Genomic DNA, 20363 nt, shown 5'->3' on the forward strand with positions numbered 1-20363 from the left:
TCTTATGATTCATCAATATCTCGAGAAGGCTTTCCCCGTTTTTCCGTACTTCTGTTCCGATTTCTTTTGGCCGCGTCGCCCGGGCGAAGGAACAGGGGGCGAGTGGTCTGATAGTTACTGGGTGCTCTGAAAATCGAATCCATCAGGTCGGTCACTCTTAAGGGATAATAGGGCTCCAGAAAGGGCCGGCCAAGCGAGGTCAGCCTCAGCAAATGGGCGAGAAGGAGGGTCAGGCAGAATGCAATCCCAAGCAGGCCCAGTAATTGAGCACTGAGAATGAAAGGGAAGCGGAGAAAGCGGATCGTTGTCGCCATCCGGTAGTTGGGTGTAATAAAGGAACCCAGTGCCGATATGGAAACGATGATCAGCAGGACGTTGCTGGTCATGCCCGCCTGAACAGAGGCCGTGCCGATGACAATACCGCCGACTATACTCATTGTCTGCCCGACTTTTGTCGGCAGGCGGGCGCCCGCCTCGCGAAGCAGCTCGATCATGACTTCTAGAATCAGTGCTTCAGTAGCTGGGTCAAACGGAACGAGGCTTCGCGAAGCGATCAGGGGACCGAGTAAATTTTCCGGGATAAGCTGATAGTGGTAGGTAAGAAGCGCGACATAAATCGCTGATGATAAAGTGGACAGACCGACAGCCGCGACTCTTAAGATACGGTAAGCAGTTGCCAGATACCAGGGCAGAAAGTAATCATCGATCGATGAAAAAAATTTAGTAATACTTGATGGTAAAATGATCGCGTTTGGCGATCCGTCGATAAAAACAGCGATTTGCCCTTCATAAATAGCTGTTGCCGTGCGATCGGGACGCTCGGAATCAATAAATTGCGGAAAGGGAGATTGACTGTTATCTCCGATCAGTTGTGCCAGCAGGATCGTATCGGTCAGATCGGAGACTTCCAGATCCCGCAGCCTTTGCCTGACCGTATGGACGTTTTCGTCATTCGCGATCCCCCTGATATACATCGTGCAGACACGTGTCTTGCTGATTTTACCGATCCGGATTTCTTCGATACGGAATTGGGGGATGGGGAGGCGTTTTCTCATCAAATTAATATTTGTGTCGATCGATTCGACAAACGATTCTTTTGGCCCCATCACACTTGTTTCTGTTTTCGGTTCGCCGATCTGGCGTCCCTCAACGTTAGTCATCGGTATAATCAGGCATTCGGCGTCCGATTTGTTTTTTTGAATAATGATGTATCCCTTAAGCAACCGATACTGAATCGTCGACAAATCCGTTGTTTTAAGTATCTTTTCGATAGGAAGCCGTTTTTGAATGTCATTGAGGCTGTCGACATCCTGTTCATACAGGAAGGAAAGGACATCCCGGTGCACATAGTCGACATCGACCAATGTTTTAAAAAAGGAGATCCAGCAGCTGAAATGATTTCCACAGTGCTCGAACTGGATAAAATCCACATTATCTTTTATCTGATTATATAAATCCACAATGGTTTTCGGCTCGACATGTTGAGCGGCTTCTTTCAGCCTTTTCTTTTTCCAGAACATAACGGGGAGGCCTCTCATTTCGGATTGTGTTCGCTCAATTTTTTCTCATTCTCTTTTATTTCGTTCAGCTCATCGTTCTTTTCTTCTAAAAAAATGACAGTCAGAGGGACAAGGGTGACCCAAAAAATTAAGCAATAGATCATGATCGCGGACCAGGTGTCCAGTCTGAGCAATATAAAAATAAAAAAAAGGATGAGGAGGAAAAAGTAACTGAGCATTAGCCAAACGGTCTGCATCGGGCATCTCCTGATCTTGTTCAGATTCCTGCACAGTTTGTTTGTACAGATTGATTAATCAATCGTTAGCATGCCCCAAAAGATGCAGGTCATTCACTGCCCGGCGGCCCTAAGGCTGCAGAAATAAAAAATGTCCCACAATGGTGGGACATGCATGATGAGACCGGTTTCCATTATTTTTGAGCGGACATTCAGCGTTCGAAAACGACCAGAACGTTTGCTTGTTTGCTCCGGATCCGGCTTTTCATTTTATCATTGAACGGAAAAAGCAGGCCGGGGGTCGTAAAGCCTCCTATTTCTCTGTGTTTTTCACGGAATGACGGACTTCATTCTGAGATAATCGCAGAACTTCAGGGTCGTAAAGGACTAACGGTACGGCTTCTTCGACAACTTCACTGAATCTCAGCCCATACCAGACGGCCGGAGAGGTCGTCCTATTCTGCAGAAAAATCCGCCCGCCGATTAACAACCGGTCGAAATGCTTCATCTCCGAATTTTCTGCCGACAGGTCCATCAATTGTTGATTGGTAATCACAAATTTGAAATCGCCGACCCGCCTATTTTTAAGTGTCGTGTATTTGGGATATTGTGTATCGATAACATCCTGATCAATGAGATCATTAATGATTTGCCGAATATAGACGTTGACATGCTGTGAATTTTTAAATCCGAGATAAAGCTGAACGCTGATGACATTGCGCGTGCCCAGCATATCCACCGTGTATGAGCGTTTATACGGCTCATCCGTTTCATTGACGGTAACAAACCAGTAAACCTTTGCCCGCTTAGGACGTTTGTCCAGAATGGAGTAGGGAACGGTCCGTTTGACGCGATAATGCGGTCCGATTTTTGCCATATAAACTAAATTCGTCGTATAAAGAGGCTCCGTTTCATCATTGCTCAACTGGATCAGCTGTTTTCGATAATCCAATAATGAAACGTATTCGCTCGTCCGTTCATATTTCTCACGTTGTTTATTGCCGTAATACCAGACCACCATAACGGACAGGATTAAGAGGGAAATTAAAATCGTCAGGTACCCGCCATGGGTAAACTTAACGAGACTTGCCATGAGAAAAAGTGTTTCGATAAGGCCGAAAAATAAAACCATACTGAAGGCCAGGATCCGATTCGTTTTCATTCTAATAAATTCGAAAAGCAATATCGTGGTCATCAGCATTGTAATCGTGATCGCCAGCCCGTAAGCGGCCTCCATATGCTGCGACGTCTGAAACAGCCAGACAATGCTTAGTGTAACCAGGCACAGTAGCCAGTTGACAGCTCCAATATAGATCTGACTGCGAACCGAGCTAGGATGTTTAATCAATAATCTCGGTAGGAATTTTAAGCCGATCGCTTCATTTACCAATGTGTAGCTTCCGGTAATGAGCGCCTGAGAAGCAATAATTGCCGCTAAAGTAGCGATGATAATGGCAAATAACCGCATTTGCGTCGGCAGCATTTCATAAAAAGGATTAATATTTTGCAAATGACGATAGGCGGCGTCCCGGTAATGGCCGATCACCCACGCGCCCTGGCCGAAATAGCTGAGTGTCAGCATCAGATAGACAAACACCCAGCTGCCGTAAATATTTTTCCTGCCGACATGCCCCATATCGGAATAGAGAGCTTCCGCACCGGTTGTGGCCAGAAATACACTGCCTAGGATAAAGATACCGACTTTATTTACGGGGCTGAATAAGATATGAATAGCATAATACGGAGATAATGCCTTTAAAATTTCGACATGCTGCAGTAAATTGAACAGTCCGGCAAAACCGATAAAAGCAAACCAGATCAGCATGATAGGTCCGAATGAGCGGCCGATGACTGCTGTTCCGAACCGCTGAATTAAGAACATGCCCAGCAAAATGATCGTGACCGCTAAAACGACGATCAGCTGACTGTTGCTTAACGTCAGCGAGCCGATCCGTTGCCCTTTTAAACCTTCAACCGCCGAGGTCACAGTCACGGCCGGAGTTAAAGTGCCGTCCGCCAATAATGCCGCACCGCCGATGAGCGCTGGGATAACCAGCCAGCGCCCCCGATTGCGAATCAAGGCGTATAAGGCAAAAATGCCGCCTTCATGTTTGTTATCCGCACGCATCGCGATGCCGACGTATTTGATCGTTGTAATGATCATCAGTGTCCAGAATATTAATGAAACCGAACCGATAATATACTCGGGCACGGCATCCTGCATTGTCCCTGCATCGGTGACAATGGCATTCATCGTATACAAAGGCGAGGTGCCGATATCGCCGTACACAATACCGAGAGCGACCAGCATGCCCGTGAAAGAACAGCGTTGAAACATTTTATTCTCCATATATTAAGCCCCTTCATCGTCTCATCAAAAAAAGTTTAGTCAACTTGTCGCATTGAGTCAAGTTTTTCTTTGCAAACAAGGATGCTCCGGTTCTAAAGAAAGGCCTGAAAATCCTAATAAAGCGGCAAAATATTTTAAAGCTCCGGAGAATGCAATTTTTTTCATGCTTATGATCCCGCCGCTCAGGACGCTCCTGGTCCAGTCGCTTCTGATCAGCAATCTTTGGCGACGGCTTCTGCCCTTGATGATCAGAAAACCGGTTTGGTCGTACTTTTAACGTTGACAGGCTTTAATTGCAGCGGCTAGGGCGGTCTCATGCCGAATCGTGCGGGCGCGGCGCTTATGTCCGGCCTACACTCTTATCTTTAAAAATTTTTGCTTATAACACAAAAGAACGGCTGCCCCGTTAGCTGAGGCATCCGTTTTTGTATCCTTCTAATTTGTTGAACTTGCTATTCTATGTTTTCTGGATGAAAACTGTTTTCTCCCGCATCCGATAAACAGTGGTTATTATCTCACTTGAAAACGGTATCAGTTCGGTGACTTTCCCGTATGCAAGTTGCACCGAACCGCCGGGAAGTCGCACCAAATGCGGGCCAAGCCGCACCGAACAAGAGCGGTCGCACCGAATCTGGGCCAAGCCGCACCGAATCACCGAAATGTCGCACCGAATCAGGCCCAAGTCGCACCGAACCGCCGGGAAGTCGCACCAAATGCGGGCCAAGTCGCACCGAATCACCGGGAAGCCGCACCGAATGCTGCCAGGGACGCACCGAACGAGAGCGGTCGCACCGAATGCAGCCAGAGGTGCACCGAATCCGGCCAAGCCGCACCGAACCGCCGGGAAGTCGCACCAAATGCGGGCCAAGCCGCACCGAACCGCCGGGAAGCCGCACCGAATCTGGGCCAAGCCGCACCGAATCACCGGGAGGTCACACCGAATCCGGGCCAAGCCGCACCGAACCGCCGGGAAGCCGCACCAAACGGGAGCGGTCGCACCGAATGCAGCCAGAGGTGCACCGAATTCGACCAAGCCGCACCGAACCGCCGGGAAGTCGCACCAAATTCGGGCCAAGTCGCACCTAAATACCGAAATGTAGCACGAACGAGAGAGGTCGCACCGAATCACCGAAATGTCGCACCGAATCTGGGCCAAGCCGCACCGAATCACCGAAATGTCGCACCGAATCAGGCCCAAGTCGCACCGACTTAGTTTACTAAGAAAAAAGTTCCTGTTTTCCTGGACAAAGTCTGCGGCCTTGCAGGTTGCCTGAACTCTGATACAGGTTAAGTTTCTCACATGTCAATTCACGGAACTTTATTCGTTTTCAGTGTTTCCGGCTGCTTCTCCTCTTTTAAAAGGCCACCAGTTTGCCGATCCGAAGATCCGGACCATGACCGGCATGAACAGCGGCAGCATGAGGACATTATAGATAATAATTCCGGTGATGATGATTGTAGCAATTTCGGTCAATTCCGAGACGCCTGCAGGAATCATAGCGGCGAATGTGCCCATTAGAATAAGTGCCGCGGACATGATCACGGATCCTATATTCGTCATGGAATCAAGCATAGCCTCGCGAATCGGAAGTCCCCTGTTCTCATTAAACCGGTCCATCAGGAATATGCTGTAATCGACACCGAGCGCGACAAGAATCACAAATCCGAAAAACGGAATGGCCCAGTTGACGCCGGCATAACCGAGAACATGCTGGAAAATAAACTGGGCAATGCTCATGGCCGCGTAATAGGTGACTGTCAGCGAACCGATAATGTACGCTGGCATGACGAAGGAACGCAGCAGCACAATAAGTACGATGCCGATGCCGATCAGCATCCAGCGAACGGTTTGCCCATAATCTTTACTTGAAATCTGACTGAGATCATTGAAGTCGCTCGTCGTTCCTCCGATTGCCACTTTTGCGTTCTCTAAAGAAGTGTTTTTGATGGTGCGCTCCACCGTCGACTTGATCGGATCAATTTGGTCGATGGCAGTCAGCGAATAGGGGCTGACATCGAAAACGACATTCAGTTTTGTGATTTTGCGATCCTTTGACATATAATTGTTAATCGACTGCACGAATGACGGGTTTTGCAGCGCCTGATTGGGAATATAGAAACCGCTCAGTTCACCATTATTCGTCGAAAGTTGTTTCACAAATTGGTTGGTCTCATCCAGTCCGCCCGAAATCCGGTTGAGGCCGTTTGCGGAGGTACCCAGTCCGTCCGTCAGCTGTTTCATTTGGCCGCCCAGATCTGAAAATCCATTTTTTAATTGTGTCTGGCCGTTAATCACTTGATCAAATCCGCCGGACAGTTTAGGGATGTTCCCGGTTGCCTGCTTCAGTCCGTCGCTGAGCCGATTAATGCCTGCAATGACTTGCTGCAATCCGTTATTGTACTGCTGCTGTCCGGCCACTAATTGTGCCAGGCCGCTATTGGCCGTTTTCATATTATTGTTTAAAACCGCTAATCCGCTGTCCATCTGGCTCATCGCGGAAAGCAGCCCCGGCTGGCCGCCCTGACCGTTCAGCATCTGATTCAATCCGCCGTCCGTGCCCTTTAAGATTCCCAATGCCTGCTGATATTGAGGGGTTTTCACGACGGAGGGATCAGTTTGTCCAAGCGCTTCTAACGAACTGATTGCTGCGGATAAATTGCTGCTTATCGATTTTAATTGTTGCACGCCGCTGTTAATGCGGTGATAGTTCGTGCTGATCTCACTCAGTCCGCTTTGAAGCTGCTGATAGCCGCTTAATAATTTCTGCTGATTTTGCAGGAGTGTTTCGGCACTTGTCTTCAGTTTCTGCAATCCGCTTGCTATATCCTGGGAATTGGCATGGCCGCTGTCCATGCCCTGCTGGATCTGTGTGAGACCCGCCTGCAGCCGGATAACACCGTTCTTCAGCGATTCCGTTCCCGAGACGAGTTGATTGATACCGCCGGTGGCCTGTTCCAGTTCCGGCTGCGATTTTTTCAATTGACTGCTGGCACTGTTTAGACCGGAAGCAATTTTCTGCACGCCATTATTAGTCTGATCCAGTCCCTGACTCAGTGTCTGCGCCTGGCTGGGAACCAGGAAGTCTTTAATCAGACTGCCTTCGGGTTGAGTCGCGCTGAGGACTGTCTTTACATGATCCATTTTTTCAACATTTTGTGTGATCGCCTGGATGGTTCCCAGGTATTTCTGCTGATTCATATTTTCATCGTTTTTCAAAACGATGGTTGTCGGCATCGATTCTCCGGGGTTAAAGTTCTGGGATATGAGATTAAATCCTTTGACGGCATCATACTTATCGCTCATTTCGCCGACTGAGTTGAACGACTGTGTTCCGTTATACATGAGGAAGAGCGGAACGATAATGACGGCAACAATGATCAGGGAAATGAACGGGCGTGTCCATGCAAAATGTCCCACCCCTTTCCAAAGGCGGCTTTGGCTATGGCTGATATTCTTATTCATTGGCCAAAATAGCCGGGTCCCTAAAAGAGACATCAAAATAGGAACGACGGTGACTAATGACAAAATAAGAAAGGCGATGCCGACAGCGACACCGACTGCCGATCTGTAAATATTGAACGTGGAAAATCCGATTGTCGCAAACCCGATGAATACCGTTAATGAACTGAAGAACACCGTTCGTCCGCCGTGCTTAATGGTTTGAATGACCGCTTCGTCAATTGTTTCATGAAGAGGAATCTCTTCTTTAAAGCGATTGATCAGCAGGATGCAATAATCTGTTCCGATACCGAAAAGAACTGCCACCAGAAAGATCTGAGTAAAAGTGGATATCGGGAAATTAAACCATTTAGACAAGAAGGCAACCACTGACTGAGAAGCCAGGAAGGACAGGCCTACGGCGACAAGCGGAATAAACGGTGCAATCGCCGAGCGGAATACGATGAAAAGTACCACTAAAATAAAAATGATCGTTAAGTATTCGGTTTTGTGCAGGCCGTCCTGTGAACTCTGGACGGTGTCATTTGTGATCATCCAGTCACTTGTATAATGATGTTCGACCGGTACGTTTTGAACAGCCTGATTCAGCTTTTCCGTAATTACTTTTTGATCCTTGTTCTCCAGGTCTAAATTCAGACTGATGAGCATGGCCTTATTATTTTTTGAGATCAATTGACTTTTCAGGCTTGGCTGATCGTAAACGTCGAGTATATCGGTAATCGCCAGTTCCTTTTTTTGATCTTTTAACGATTGAATCCCTTTTTTAATCTCTTTTTTATCGGTCTCCGATAAACCGTGCTTATCATAAAACACTAAAACGGCGGATGAGATGTTGCCCGTTCCAGCCTGTTTTTGCCATTGGTCCAAATAGTCGCGGGCCTGGGAGGAGGAATATGAATCCGGAATAGATGCGGCCCCTTTGTCATGAATTAATTGAGACATATTAGGCTGTGTGATCGCTAATAAGGAAATGACGACGATCCAAGCGGCGATAATCCACCATTTTGCTTTTAAAATCAGTCTCATTCTGCGGTTCCTTTCATCAGCTGTATTTTTTCATCAAAAAAATGATTGAGCCGCTTATTAAAGATAAAAAACTGCTCAATTTCTTCCTCTGTGAAAGAATTAATAATTTCCTTGACCAGGGCGTTGATCCTTTGCTCACAGGCCTCATATAAGTGTTTGCCTTTTTCGGAAAGAGAAAGGCAGATTTTTCGGCGGTCTGTTTGTGTCTGATCGCGAACAATCAGTTTTTTATCTTCCATTCGGCGGATTAAAGTGCTGATTGAACTTTTATTGACATAAAGAACGTGAACCAGATCGGTCGCTGTGATTTTTCTTTCTTTATAGATATAGCGAAGCGCACAGAATTGATCATAAGTCAGTTGGTCGGAAAGCTCGTTTTTCATCAGCAGCCTTCCCTTTTTATGAATGTTGTAATCCAGTGAAATATATTGTTCCGCAAGATCATGCAATAAATTACACCCCCTCTGATACCTTAAAGTTAGACTGTCAAACAGTTTACGCATCAAACTATAATTGATGATGGCAGGTTTGTCAAATTGAACCGGGCAGGGATTGCTGAACCCGTATTTTGGAAATCATAAGCACGTGAAGAGCTGCCTTGAGGCGGAGGAGCTTAAAGACAAGTATTGCTGAAAACTGAATCAGAAATAAATTGGAAATCAGGAAAAAAGGAGAAGAGGAGGGAACCGGCAGGGAGGAAAAAGAAGGGAATCGTGTTAATTCTTTTAATCTCCGGTTTCCAGTAATCGCAAATGATTTAATATTTTAAAGCAAAATGAACTTTTATGTTTATAATATTAGTATATTATTGTTTTTACCTTTTAATATTTATGAAAATGATATAATTAATTTAAATTTGAAAGAAAACGGGGACGGGTGATCAGATGGATCAGCTGGATGCAGATATTTTAGCGATGTTACAGAAAAATGCAAGAATACAACTCTCTGAGATTAGCAGGCACATCCATCTAACAATACCGGCAGTTTCAGAAAGAATGAAAAAACTGGAAGCCAAGGGAATAATCGAAAAGTACACCATTAAGTTAAATCATGAAAAGATGAATGATAAGTTATTGGTTTTTATTTTTGTAAACATTGAAAGAACGGAGGATATCGAAGGATTCAGAAGGGCAGTCAGGCTCTTGGATCATGTTTTAACCTGCCATCATCTGGCAGGTGAGTATGACTATTTATTAAAAGTGATTTGCAGGGATACTAAGGATTTGGAAACTTTCATTTCTTCGCAGCTGAAAAAAATAAAAGGGGTCCGAAAAACGAACACAATAATCGCACTTTCAAGCATTAAAGAAGAGATGTAGGAGTGATTCAGGTGGATTACCTAGCGGGATTCACGTTGGGGCTGATGCTTCAACTGTCTGTCGGACCGGTATTTTTCACGGTGCTGCATTTATCCATCAAAAGGGGATTTACGGAAGGGATTAAAATGACCTGCGCCGTTGCCTTAGTTGATGCTTTTTATATTTGTTTGTCTTTTACTTCCATATCCGTTCTGCTTCGCATGCCGGACATAAAAATGATGATCAGTTTCTTCGCTATGATCGTCCTCATCTATTTTGGCGTAACCTTCATAAAGAATGCCCGAAATAAGTCAAACAAAGCAGTAGCTTTTGAGGGAAATAGCTTCAGCTATGGGATCAAAATAACGCTTATGAATCCATTAACCATTGTATTTTGGTCGGGGACATTTGGCTCATTGATATCGTCAAATAAACTCGCCGGTTTTGCTTCAGCCATGATCTATGCGTCGGGTTGCGTCACCGCCACGCTTTTCTTTTTAGGATTAACAAGTTTATCGGGAAAATATCTAACCTGGCTGGTCAAAGCCAACAAACTAAGATATATAGATTATGCAATAGGCAGCAGCCTGATCGTGTTTGGAGTGAAAATGTTTTGGACAAGCTTCAATTAAAGTATTGCCTCGTACGTAACTGATCCATAATATTGCAGGATACCTGCAGGAGGGCGCTTTTCTTTATTGAGAAGATAAAGCGAAGGGATAACTTCAGGCTCTTTGTAAAGCGGGTTATTTCTCTTGACGGCAGTGGCATTTAGTCGGTTTCCGGTTTGCGATTTTCGGCGTCATAGCTGACAACTGCTTCCGCAATATTTGAAAAGAGACAGTGAAGATGTGCTGCTTGCTAATCCGAACCGTTTTTTTATGGAAACAGGATTGGTGCAGTGAACATTGCCGGTGTATTCATTTTTGCCGATTATAATAGAGTTAAGGGAGGACCGGTTCGTGCATCAGGAGAAAAGAATGGTACGCATTAAACAGCTTCAGCTTCTTGAAGATAAGCAGGAGCTGACGACGAAGGAAATCATGAATATTTTCATATTTCACGAGATACGGCACACGACGGGATATCATTCTGCTGACGGAAAGAGGAGAGGCAAAACGTACACACGGAGGTATCCTGTCGATTAATTATTTTGGTTAGTCATTCGATTCTGCCGACGGATATCCGGAATTCTTCATGAGCGCCTTGACAATTTTCCGTCCCAATTGCCAAAGTTTATTTCTCTCGGCCGTTTACTCACTTTTATCAGGATAGTTGTTTTTCTTAACGATTGTCCGTGTTGTTGTACAGGCCCTCTTTTACAGGCTAGGAAATATATGATCAAACCTTGTATTCCTTAGTTCTGCCGACTGCAATCGCTCCGCTTATTCCTTCGGATAATAAGGGAAAATCAACCGTACTGCTGTTAAAACGTCCTTGCAAGTTGTTCTTGGTCAAACCTTTGCGAACAAAATAAAATTCTGTTACACGCCCATCAATTAAAATTTTTCATATCCTGTATAAGGAACTTGGAAAACAGAGAAAATTAAAAATCAAGACTGTCCTTTAAACAGCAGGACAATCTCGTCAATAAATACAAACAATTATTATCATCATTTTTAGATTGGGATAATGCCTTTTAATAACATGTTTTCAATTTATAAACTGATTAATATTTTCTTTAGAAATGTATTTATTACTACAAAAAACCTTTTCATCAATTATTTATCAAACTTTTTCCTCATTGAATCTTTCTACTATGTTAACAATCCCGTCTTTTCCAGTTTCTTCGGCCTGTTTAATTAACGTGTCACATCGGCTTGTATTTCTATTGATTAGGAATTCGAGCAGCATCGGAAGATTCACACCACAAACGGCGCTTAAAGCAACTCCCCTTCCTAATAACATAGCTACTGCATTGGAAGGCGAACCTCCGAGCAGATCAACGAATAGAACCGTTGGGTTATCATTATCAAATTCCTGAATTTTACATTCCAGTTTATCAACAAGACTGTCCAACGACATTTGCGGACTAAAAACCAACGGGGTTAAATTTTCTTGTTCCCCTAAAATCATTTGAACGGAATTTATTAAGCCCCTGGCGAACTCTCCGTGAGTCATAACTATAACATTTATCATCATGAAAGCACCTCACTCGAACAGATGGATTAAAGAACCAATGGCGGCGATAATAATAGTAAGAAGTAATAATTTTAATATAGATATTTTTTTCTTATCATGTAAATACCAGAGAAGTAAAACGTACGCGAAAGGTAAAATTCCCGGCATTAAGTTGTTGAGTACGGATTGCAAAGTAGTTATTGATTTACCCGTTCCCCACTGGATAGGGGTAGCAATCTTGACGAATGAAGCCGAAAGCCCTCCGACAACTGTTAATCCCAAAATGGACAGGATGCTTGTCGCTTTATCAACTGTTTCAGGGGAGAATAGTGACGAACTAATGACATTTGTCCCTTCTTTAAAGCCGAATTGCACTCCCCACATATTTATCACAATCGTTAAAGCCATCCAGCCAAGTGCAAAAATAATAGGGCCCAGAACATTCCCAGTCAACGCTAACCCCATACCGAAACTCAATAATAAAGCATTACCTGTACTGCCAAAGAGTGAGTCACCTATTGCTGCTATTGGACCCATGAGTCCTGTTTTTATTGCATTAAAGAGATCATCCGGTATATCTTCTCCATGTGCTTTTTGCACTTCCATTGCAGCAACTGCTCCGACAAGAAGCGAGCCGAGTGATGGCTGTGTATTAAAGAAAACCATGTGGCGCTTTAAAGCCTCTCCTAATTCTTTTTTCGTGTGGGTGACCTTTTTTAAAATTGGAACCATACTCCACGCAAAAGCAACATTTTGCATACGTTCCCAGTTGAATGCGGATGTATTTGAAAACATCCATCTTAATCCGACTTTGTACACATCTCTTTTGGTAATTGTTTGATTTTCCTGGTACTCCGTAGTATCTGAATTTCTAACTTCTTCAGACATTTTTGCTTTCTCCCTTCTTATTAGTAACCATTAAGTTTACCATTGCAAGTGAAATACCAATCAATGCAACTGTCAAAATTGGGAATTTCAGCAATGCAACCGCAATAAACCCGATGATAAAGTAGCTGATTAATGTAAATTTTGACATTAACATTTTTATGAGTACAGCCATTCCTAAGGCAGGGAGCATACCGCCCATAACGGTTATGATGCTTGTTAGCCAGGAAGGTATAAAATGAACAATATTTTGTGCTGCTCCAGCACCATAGTAAAGAACTAAAAAAGCCGGAATAAATCTTAAAATGAAAGCGAAAATCTGCGGCACTCCTAATGTCATAAAAGTTAATTTTCCTAAGCTGCCCTCAGCTGCATATTTATCTGCTCTGTGCGCAAAAAGGGCATTAACAGTCGCAAACAGTTGCCATACAAATGTTCCCAGTAAGCCAAGCGGAATCGCAATGGTCAGCGCCATATTAGCCGAAACATGTGCGGATAGTGCTAATGCTGTACCGACATAGCCGGCAAATGTCAAATCAGCTGCCATTGCTCCGCCGGGAGTTACCAATCCAATATATAAGGCGTTAATCGTGGCTCCTATGATAACCCCATTTTGAACATCCCCCATGATTAATCCTACAATCAAGCCTGCAACAAGGGGTTTGCCAAATACTAGATAGGCAATATCCTGTCCAAATAACCACGGGGTAGCTATCCATCCTAAATAGGCTATGAACGCAATCAATATAGCTTGTAAAAGTGTCATATTTCTTGCCCCTCTTTTTTATAATGTTTTAATTGCTTGACCAGGTACGGTCTGCATAAAACAGTGGACATTGCTGTATTCGTCTAAAGTTTTGCAGGCTTCATAATTATTTTTGTCAAGATGAACGGTTTGTGCAAAAGTTTTGCGGCCAGGTGCCATGCCGATATTGCCAATATTTAGATTCCAGTGAAAATTCATGTTCCCGTCAATCACTTTTTTAGCAGTAATAGGTGTTTTACAAATAATCAGCAAATCATTTTCGTTATAATCTTTGACACTATGGATGCCATCTGCCACTTTTTTAACGACCAGTTTTATTGATCCCGGCGTCGCCATTTTTAATGCTTGTCGGATTACAGGATTACTCGCAGCTAAATCATCGATCACCATGATGACTTTTACATTCAGTTCTCTCATCCATGCCGTCACAACCTGACCGTGAATTAATCTATCATCCACTCTGAGAAACATAAGCTTTTCCCTCCTCGCAAAGTATTGGACTTAATAATGAATTCCCCCTCGGCTTGGAGATCTGGGTCGCCTACAGTTGTTCATTCTGGAATATATCCAATTGAGTTATAGGTTTTCCCATCATCCAAACTCGAGATAAGCGCTTACATTTTTTCTTTGTATCAAACCGATTACTTCAATGGTCACCTCCTCTGACATACCAAGCAGCTAGAAGTGATATAATTTGAAAGCTCGCATCCACCCCCTCAATTATGGAGTATACATCAACTATCATCAAATTGACTCATAAAAATTCACTATTCATCAAATTGACTCATATTTATTTTGGATAAATTCGTTAAATGTTCATAAATAGTGTCTTGTTATTCTTGTATCCTTCTGTAAATAAATTTTATTTAAATGAAATGAAGCAATCAGAGATGCTCTGCATTATCCGGGAAATGACACTGATGATTCTTTGTGCCGGCAGGGAAGATGCTTGAAATTGTGTATACCCATCATGGGTCATAGCAATAAGTATACCTATGGGTCCTGCCAAAAACGTACGTTGATGTACAGGCTTTACTGCACGAGTTTGAAGCATGCAAAACTAATAGTGGAAACAGGGAGAGGGAAAACAGGCAAGGATAATCGTCATCAAATTCAAAAATTCAAGTTTTTATGAGCTTAGGAAATGGAACATTTTATACCTATACCCGTTATTATGCTTTTAATTGGTATAAGATCTTCGCCATGGAGGGGTTTAACGTTCTCGAAAGAATAAGGACGGTTTAAAAATTTATATTTATTTTTGCCGAATTGATGAAAAGGCAATAATTCGACTTCATTAATCCTGTGTTCTTTTAGTAAAATAGCGAGTCGCTTGGCGTCTTCGATTGAATCATTAAAACCTGGAATGATTGGGATCCTGACAAGCATATTTTTTCCGGTTGAAATTGCATAATCCAGAGCGCGTAAAATGGGTTGAACACTTACACCCGTGGCCTGCTTGTGTTTCTCATTGTCATAATGTTTGATATCGATGATCAATAAATCGATGTTTTCCAGTAGTAATTTAAAAGTCCGCAAAGAAGCAAAGGCTGATGTTTCACAGGCTACGGAAATATTATTTTTTCGGCATTCCTTCAATAGTTTTACAACAAAAGGAATTTGATTTAATATTTCTCCGCCTGTGACTGTAACCCCCCCTCCAGATTCCTTGTAATAGTCAATATCTTTTAAAATTGGGTTCATTATTTCTGCAATCGTAAGATATTTTCCTACTGTCGTATAGGCGTTTTTTGACTTATCCCATATTTTTTCCGGTATGGCTTTCTGAGATTCCGGATTTGCACACCAAGGACATCTTAGAGGACAGCCTTTAAAAAAGATTGAGGTTCTGATGCCGGGGCCGTCATGTATACTGAATCTTTGAATGTTGAAAATACATCCCCGCTCTTTAGATAGCATAATTATTTACCTCCAGAGTTCCATAAAATTTGAGTAATTCTCAATAGCAATTATAACAAGTTCTTTCATAAAGTAAATAAGATATGGTCCATTATGATTAAATATGAATAATTTTGACTGAAAATAATTGACCTCTTTAGCGAACAATGCTACTGTATAGTCAGAGTAAGCAAGAAAAATATTCTTGGACGATATTAAGTCTTGCGGTTCATAAACTACAGATACACGAGAGGTTATTATGATAGCTAAAGAAAGATTATTATACATTTTAAAAAGATTAAATGCACAACCGGCTGTTAGCGTTGCCGAGCTGTGCAAAGAGCTTCAGGTTTCAAAGTCCACTGTACAAAGGGATTTGGCAACTTTGGCAAAGGAGAAAAAAATATCCAGAGAAAGAGGTGGTGCCGTAACAAAAAAAATGGAAAAAACGATGAGTGATCTGACTGAAGTATCCGTTCTTGAAAAGATTAACGTTCATGCGGAAGAAAAACAAGCAATTTGCCAGGCTGCTGCTGAAGTTGTGCACGATGGGGATTTAATTTTTATTGACTCAGGTACAACGCCGAGTTATTTACTCCAATATCTTCAAAGTAAGAAAATCAAAATTGTAACAAACAGCTATTTCATTTTATCGAAGGCAAGAGGGACTAATGCTGTCGTCTATATGCTCGGTGGACAGTATTATCCCAAGTATGAGGTTTGTTACGGGCCCATAACAACAAAACAATTAAGCCAATTTAGATTTGACTATGCTTTTATTGGAGCAAATGGGATTGACCTTGATCTTGAAGAAGCCTATGCCAGTGAATTTGAGATAGGTGCTCTAAAAGCAGCGGCAATGGAGAGAAGCAAACACAAATTCTTGCTTGTAGATTCCTCAAAATTCGCGATTACCGGTATTTGCACATTTGCTAATCTTTCACAGTTTGACAAGATATTTGTTGATGATTTTCCGGGAAAAACGAAAAAAATTAAAAATATAGTTAAGGTGAAAATTGATAAGGAGGAACCAGAAAATGAAGACGTGTGACCCGAAGAAAAAGGCACTGTTAGAGTCATTGAAGGGTGGTTTAATTGTTTCCTGTCAGGTTCAAAAAGACGATCCAATCTACACGGAGGATATCGTTGTTAAAATGGCAGAAGCTGCTCAATGGGCCGGCGCTGTAGGGATCCGAGCGAATACCCCTGAGCAGATTAAACAAATTAAAGCTCATGTGGATCTGCCGGTGATTGGACTCTATAAAATTTGGCATGAGGATACGGATGTTTTTATCACGCCGACATTGAAAGCCTGTCAGGAGGTGTGGGAGGCCGGAGCAGAAATTATCGCACTGGACTGCACTTCACAAATTACTCATGAAAACAACTTAGCGTGGGATCTGTTACCGGTCGTAAAAAAGGAGATTCCTGAGGCAATCATTTTTGCGGATGTTTCGAATTACGATGAAGCAAGACGCGCTATTGATAATGGTGCGGATATTGTTGGTCCCACTTTGTACGGATATACACAGCAAACGAAAGACATTGAAGAACCGAATATGCGGGAATTCGCGCGCATGTGCCGCGATTTCAAGAATGAAGCCTATGTGTTTATGGAGGGTCATATCTATACACCGGAGGATGCGATGAAGTGTATTTTTCTGGGGGCACACTGTGTTGTTGTTGGAAGTGCCATTACAAGGCCGCATTTAATCGCAAAGCGATTTGTCGATCTGCTGAGCGGCTATCAGGAAAATTGGAGAATTGCGGAAAGGAGTAAGCACTGATGTTGGAAACAAAGGTTGATAATGTTGCCGGCCAACAGAACGTAGAAGTCAGTGTTAAATTGCCGAGTGAAAAATCCTTAGATGAACAATTAGCAATTATGGAAGAGTATACAAAAGTTCATAAAGAATCCTCCCGATTTTCAAAAGAAAAACGAGAAATCAATTGTCTCAATGTCATCTATCCCCGTTTGTTCCGCAGCATTGAAACGGGGGATTTAATCGCCGGAAGATTGGATTTTCTGCCGATTGGCTTTGGGTGTGTCACCTCACTTGGCGGTGTCGGCCATTATTGCGTTTTTGATAAATTAATGGAATTTAAAGACCGATTATCATCCGAAGAGGATAAGAAGCGAGTGGATAAATTATACGAATATTGGGAGGATCACGATATTAAGGCTCTTTACTGTAGGAAGGTGTTGACAGAACATACGATTGGTCGTTTTATTGATTGTAATTTCCCGTTGATGGCCACTGCCCGATTGAGCGGGATGATGCTTGATTATCCGAGATTACTGGACAATGGCACTGATGGACTCAAAGCAATCATCAGAGAAAAACTGACTTTGGATCCGAAGAATGAATTTTTGCGTGCCGGCATAGATACTCTGGAACTGTATGAAAAAGTTATTGATTACGAAAGAATGATGATTCGTAAGGCCATGCGGGATGCGGATGCCATAAGAATGAATCAGCTTCAACTGATGGATCGGGATTTAGCCGTCATTCGAAACGATAGACCGGTAACTTTCCATCAAGCCCTGCAAATGGTCTGGATGTATGCTCTGCTGGCCGGATGCATTAATTACGGCCGGCTGGACGATATTCTCGGATCTTACCTAAAAACGGATTTGGACGAGGGACGCATTACCGAAGAAGATGCTTATGACTATTTGAAGTCGCTGTGGACACTGATTGAAAATAGAAGGACAACTGTGAATGGAAGAATCATTGTCGGCGGTTATGGACGTAAAAACCCTGAAGCTGCGGACATTTTTACGAGAATTGCTCTCCGTGTGGCAAGGAATTGCAGATATGTAGAGCCTCAATTTACGTTGCGTATCACTAAAGATACACCAGCTGATATTATTGATAGAGCTTTGGATGCTTTAGGCGAAGGAGCAACCTATCCGACGCTGTATAATGACGAGGTCAATGTGCCCGCGGTTATGCATGGTATGCGTTTAGATCGTAAAACAGCAGAACAATACGTTCCTTTTGGATGTGGCGAATTTGTCATTCAGGGACAAAGTGTCGGTACACCGAATACACTGATAAATTTATTAAAACTGTTAAACATGACTCTGAATAAAGGAATCGATCCGATGGATGGGATTAAAAAATCGGGTCCTGTTGAAATAAGCGATCTTTCGGAATTCAAGACGTTCGATGATTTTTACAGTCAATATAAAAAGCTGCTGGATTATTATTTCGATCTGTCTATCGATGCACAATATTATAGTTATGAGTCGATGAATAAAGAAGTTTCATTCATGTTTGCCAGCCTATTGATGAAGGATTGTATTGACAGAGGCAAGGCAATACTGGATGGTGGAGTTCGTTATCTTGGCGGAACGAACGAAACTTACGGAAACATCAATACGAGTGATTCACTGATGGCCATTAAAAAATTGGTCTTTGATGAGCATAAGCACTCGCTTAATGAATTAAACACGGCTGCTCTGCATAACTTTGAGGGCTACAAAACGATTCGTGAAGATCTTTGGAATGCTCCGAAATATGGGAATGACATCGATGAAGTTGATGATCTCGCTAATGATTTGTATGAATATATTGCGAAGGGGATTCGTCAGCGCGGTATTGATAGGGGGATGCAATATTATCTGATCGTCATCAGCAATAACCAAACGAATACGGAATGGGGCAGAAGAACCTCAGCTTCTTTAGACGGACGTTATCGCGGCCAGTTCATGAATCCCGCGAACAATCCTCAGGGTGGCGCGGATAAGAGCGGCCCAACGGCTTTGTTGAATTCGTTAAGTAAGTTTAATGCCCAGTTTCATGGCGGTTCGGTTCAAAATATTAAGTTTACGCCAACAATGTTCAATAAACATCGCGACCAGATTAAAAATCTTTTTAGAACCTATTTTAAAAAAGGCGGTTGTCATTTGATGGTGACCGTAGTTGATCGCGGCGTCTTGGAAGATGCCCAGAAGCATCCGGAAAAATATCCAAACTTAATTGTCAGAGTCAGCGGGTTTAGCGCTGTTTTTGTCAATCTGGAAAAAGACGTTCAGGATGAACTCCTCAGCAGAATGCTCTATGACGAATAAAAATTTTAATATTAAAATCGCGGAATATGTAACTGGTATACTAAAATGGATGGATAGCTGAAAAAATGAATTTTCTTTTTGGAGAGATCTGTTACGGTTGCTGTCTGAACTTCTTTTGAATTTCTTCCATAGTCCATGAAATGTTTTTGCCAGAAAGGAAGAGTATCACAGTCGTTTGTTCTGTGATACCTCATTTTATATTTTTTTATTTAGCATTTTCCGAATATATAGAAAAGCATTATTTAGCGGTTTCTGAATGAATAAAATCGCCGGTCTTGAACATGAACAGAATGGAACATGAATATACGAAATTGAGAGGGAAAAATAAAGGAGCGGCTTAAATTGAATCATTGAATATATGAGGATAATCTGTAGAACGTTGTATTTCAAAAAAACGATTTTTTTAGCGATGATTTCTGAGGGGGGGAGACTCGGCCGTATCTTAATCTAGGTTTCCGCCAAATATACTACTATTTACAAAAATATGCTCTCGCATTCAATACGAATATTCATTAATTTGGAATAATAAAGATAGGCAGGAAACTTTCATTGCCTGCCTACCAACGGCTGTACAGCGACACAAAGAGCGAATAATCGTAACCTAACAGGATCATCTGTATAATTTAAAATTTTTATAAGTCAATGAGTCTTCGTATGGCTCAGCAAAGCCGAATGGATCTGAGATGTCGGACGGTTCAATGAGTTTTACCGATATCCGGCATCGGATCCTCGCGGCACACCCTAT

The 20363-nt window shown here is 42.8% G+C and carries 17 protein-coding genes; 7 read left to right on the forward strand and 10 right to left on the reverse strand.

The window, feature by feature from the left end; all coding sequences use genetic code 11:
- Positions 1–2 precede the first annotated feature (2 nt).
- The 3 genes from OYT88_RS17175 to OYT88_RS17185 all read right to left on the reverse strand — a co-directional run bounded on the left by OYT88_RS17175 (position 3) and on the right by OYT88_RS17185 (position 4085).
- The gene (locus OYT88_RS17175) at positions 3–1520 is read right to left on the reverse strand and encodes a spore germination protein (protein ID WP_274401582.1); all 1518 of its coding nucleotides are present in this window, start codon (positions 1518–1520) and stop codon (positions 3–5) included.
- Positions 1521–1534: 14 nt separating this feature from the next.
- Positions 1535–1756, reverse strand: coding sequence for a hypothetical protein (locus OYT88_RS17180; protein WP_274401583.1), 222 nt, complete (start codon positions 1754–1756; stop codon positions 1535–1537).
- A gap of 292 nt (positions 1757–2048) precedes the next feature.
- Entirely contained in the window at positions 2049–4085 is a 2037-nt protein-coding gene (locus OYT88_RS17185; protein WP_274401584.1) for a KUP/HAK/KT family potassium transporter, read from the reverse strand.
- Between the two features lie 589 nt (positions 4086–4674).
- Between OYT88_RS17185 and OYT88_RS17190 the strand changes: the two genes are divergently transcribed.
- Entirely contained in the window at positions 4675–5298 is a 624-nt protein-coding gene (locus OYT88_RS17190) for a hypothetical protein (RefSeq protein WP_274401585.1), read from the forward strand.
- Between the two features lie 105 nt (positions 5299–5403).
- Here the strand turns inward: OYT88_RS17190 and OYT88_RS17195 are convergent, their stop codons facing one another.
- Together OYT88_RS17195 and OYT88_RS17200 are read right to left on the reverse strand one after the other, a co-directional pair.
- On the reverse strand, positions 5404–8571 hold the full coding sequence (locus OYT88_RS17195) for an MMPL family transporter (RefSeq protein ID WP_274401586.1): 3168 nt from the start codon (positions 8569–8571) through the stop codon (positions 5404–5406).
- Positions 8568–9020 (reverse strand): MarR family winged helix-turn-helix transcriptional regulator, encoded by a 453-nt coding sequence (locus OYT88_RS17200; protein ID WP_274401587.1) that lies wholly within the window; start codon positions 9018–9020, stop codon positions 8568–8570. The genes OYT88_RS17195 and OYT88_RS17200 overlap by 4 nt, the downstream gene beginning before the upstream one ends.
- A 435-nt stretch (positions 9021–9455) precedes the next feature.
- Here OYT88_RS17200 and OYT88_RS17205 point away from each other — a divergent pair, with 435 nt between their 5' ends.
- The 3 genes from OYT88_RS17205 (at position 9456) to OYT88_RS21020 (ending at position 11030) form a co-directional block, all read left to right on the forward strand.
- Positions 9456–9890, forward strand: a complete 435-nt coding sequence (locus tag OYT88_RS17205; RefSeq protein ID WP_274401588.1) for an Lrp/AsnC family transcriptional regulator — start codon at positions 9456–9458, stop codon at positions 9888–9890.
- 11 nt (positions 9891–9901) lie between these two features.
- Entirely contained in the window at positions 9902–10501 is a 600-nt protein-coding gene (locus OYT88_RS17210; protein ID WP_274401589.1) for a LysE family transporter, read from the forward strand.
- A gap of 463 nt (positions 10502–10964) precedes the next feature.
- Positions 10965–11030, forward strand: a complete 66-nt coding sequence (locus OYT88_RS21020) for a hypothetical protein (protein WP_443217544.1) — start codon at positions 10965–10967, stop codon at positions 11028–11030.
- A 567-nt stretch (positions 11031–11597) separates the two neighbouring features.
- Here OYT88_RS21020 and OYT88_RS17220 read toward each other — a convergent pair.
- The 5 genes from OYT88_RS17220 to OYT88_RS17240 form a co-directional block, all read right to left on the reverse strand.
- Positions 11598–12011: a PTS sugar transporter subunit IIA gene (locus OYT88_RS17220; RefSeq protein WP_274401591.1), complete on the reverse strand. Its 414-nt coding sequence runs from the start codon at positions 12009–12011 to the stop codon at positions 11598–11600.
- Between the two features lie 9 nt (positions 12012–12020).
- A complete protein-coding gene (locus tag OYT88_RS17225) occupies positions 12021–12878 on the reverse strand; it encodes a PTS system mannose/fructose/sorbose family transporter subunit IID (protein ID WP_274401592.1) in 858 nt (285 codons plus the stop codon).
- Entirely contained in the window at positions 12871–13641 is a 771-nt protein-coding gene (locus OYT88_RS17230; protein ID WP_274401593.1) for a PTS mannose/fructose/sorbose/N-acetylgalactosamine transporter subunit IIC, read from the reverse strand. The genes OYT88_RS17225 and OYT88_RS17230 overlap by 8 nt, the downstream gene beginning before the upstream one ends.
- Before the next feature lie 18 nt (positions 13642–13659).
- Positions 13660–14112 carry a PTS sugar transporter subunit IIB gene (locus OYT88_RS17235; RefSeq protein WP_274401594.1) on the reverse strand — a complete coding sequence of 151 codons (453 nt, stop codon included), beginning with the start codon at positions 14110–14112 and terminating at the stop codon, positions 13660–13662.
- A gap of 666 nt (positions 14113–14778) precedes the next feature.
- Positions 14779–15561: a glycyl-radical enzyme activating protein gene (locus OYT88_RS17240; protein ID WP_274401595.1), complete on the reverse strand. Its 783-nt coding sequence runs from the start codon at positions 15559–15561 to the stop codon at positions 14779–14781.
- Between the two features lie 238 nt (positions 15562–15799).
- Here OYT88_RS17240 and OYT88_RS17245 point away from each other — a divergent pair, with 238 nt between their 5' ends.
- Genes OYT88_RS17245 through OYT88_RS17255 form a run of 3 tightly spaced genes read left to right on the forward strand, consistent with a single transcriptional unit; the run spans position 15800 to position 19618 of the window.
- Positions 15800–16591 carry a DeoR/GlpR family DNA-binding transcription regulator gene (locus OYT88_RS17245; RefSeq protein WP_274401596.1) on the forward strand — a complete coding sequence of 264 codons (792 nt, stop codon included), beginning with the start codon at positions 15800–15802 and terminating at the stop codon, positions 16589–16591.
- A complete protein-coding gene (locus tag OYT88_RS17250; protein WP_274401597.1) occupies positions 16578–17327 on the forward strand; it encodes an N-acetylmannosamine-6-phosphate 2-epimerase in 750 nt (249 codons plus the stop codon). The genes OYT88_RS17245 and OYT88_RS17250 overlap by 14 nt, the downstream gene beginning before the upstream one ends.
- On the forward strand, positions 17327–19618 hold the full coding sequence (locus OYT88_RS17255; protein ID WP_274401598.1) for a pyruvate formate lyase family protein: 2292 nt from the start codon (positions 17327–17329) through the stop codon (positions 19616–19618). Before OYT88_RS17250 ends, OYT88_RS17255 begins: the two co-directional genes overlap by 1 nt.
- The last annotated feature ends 745 nt before the right edge of the window (positions 19619–20363 follow it).

This window comes from Sporolactobacillus sp. CQH2019 (assembly GCF_028765345.1).
GTDB lineage: Bacteria > Bacillota > Bacilli > Bacillales > Sporolactobacillaceae > Sporolactobacillus.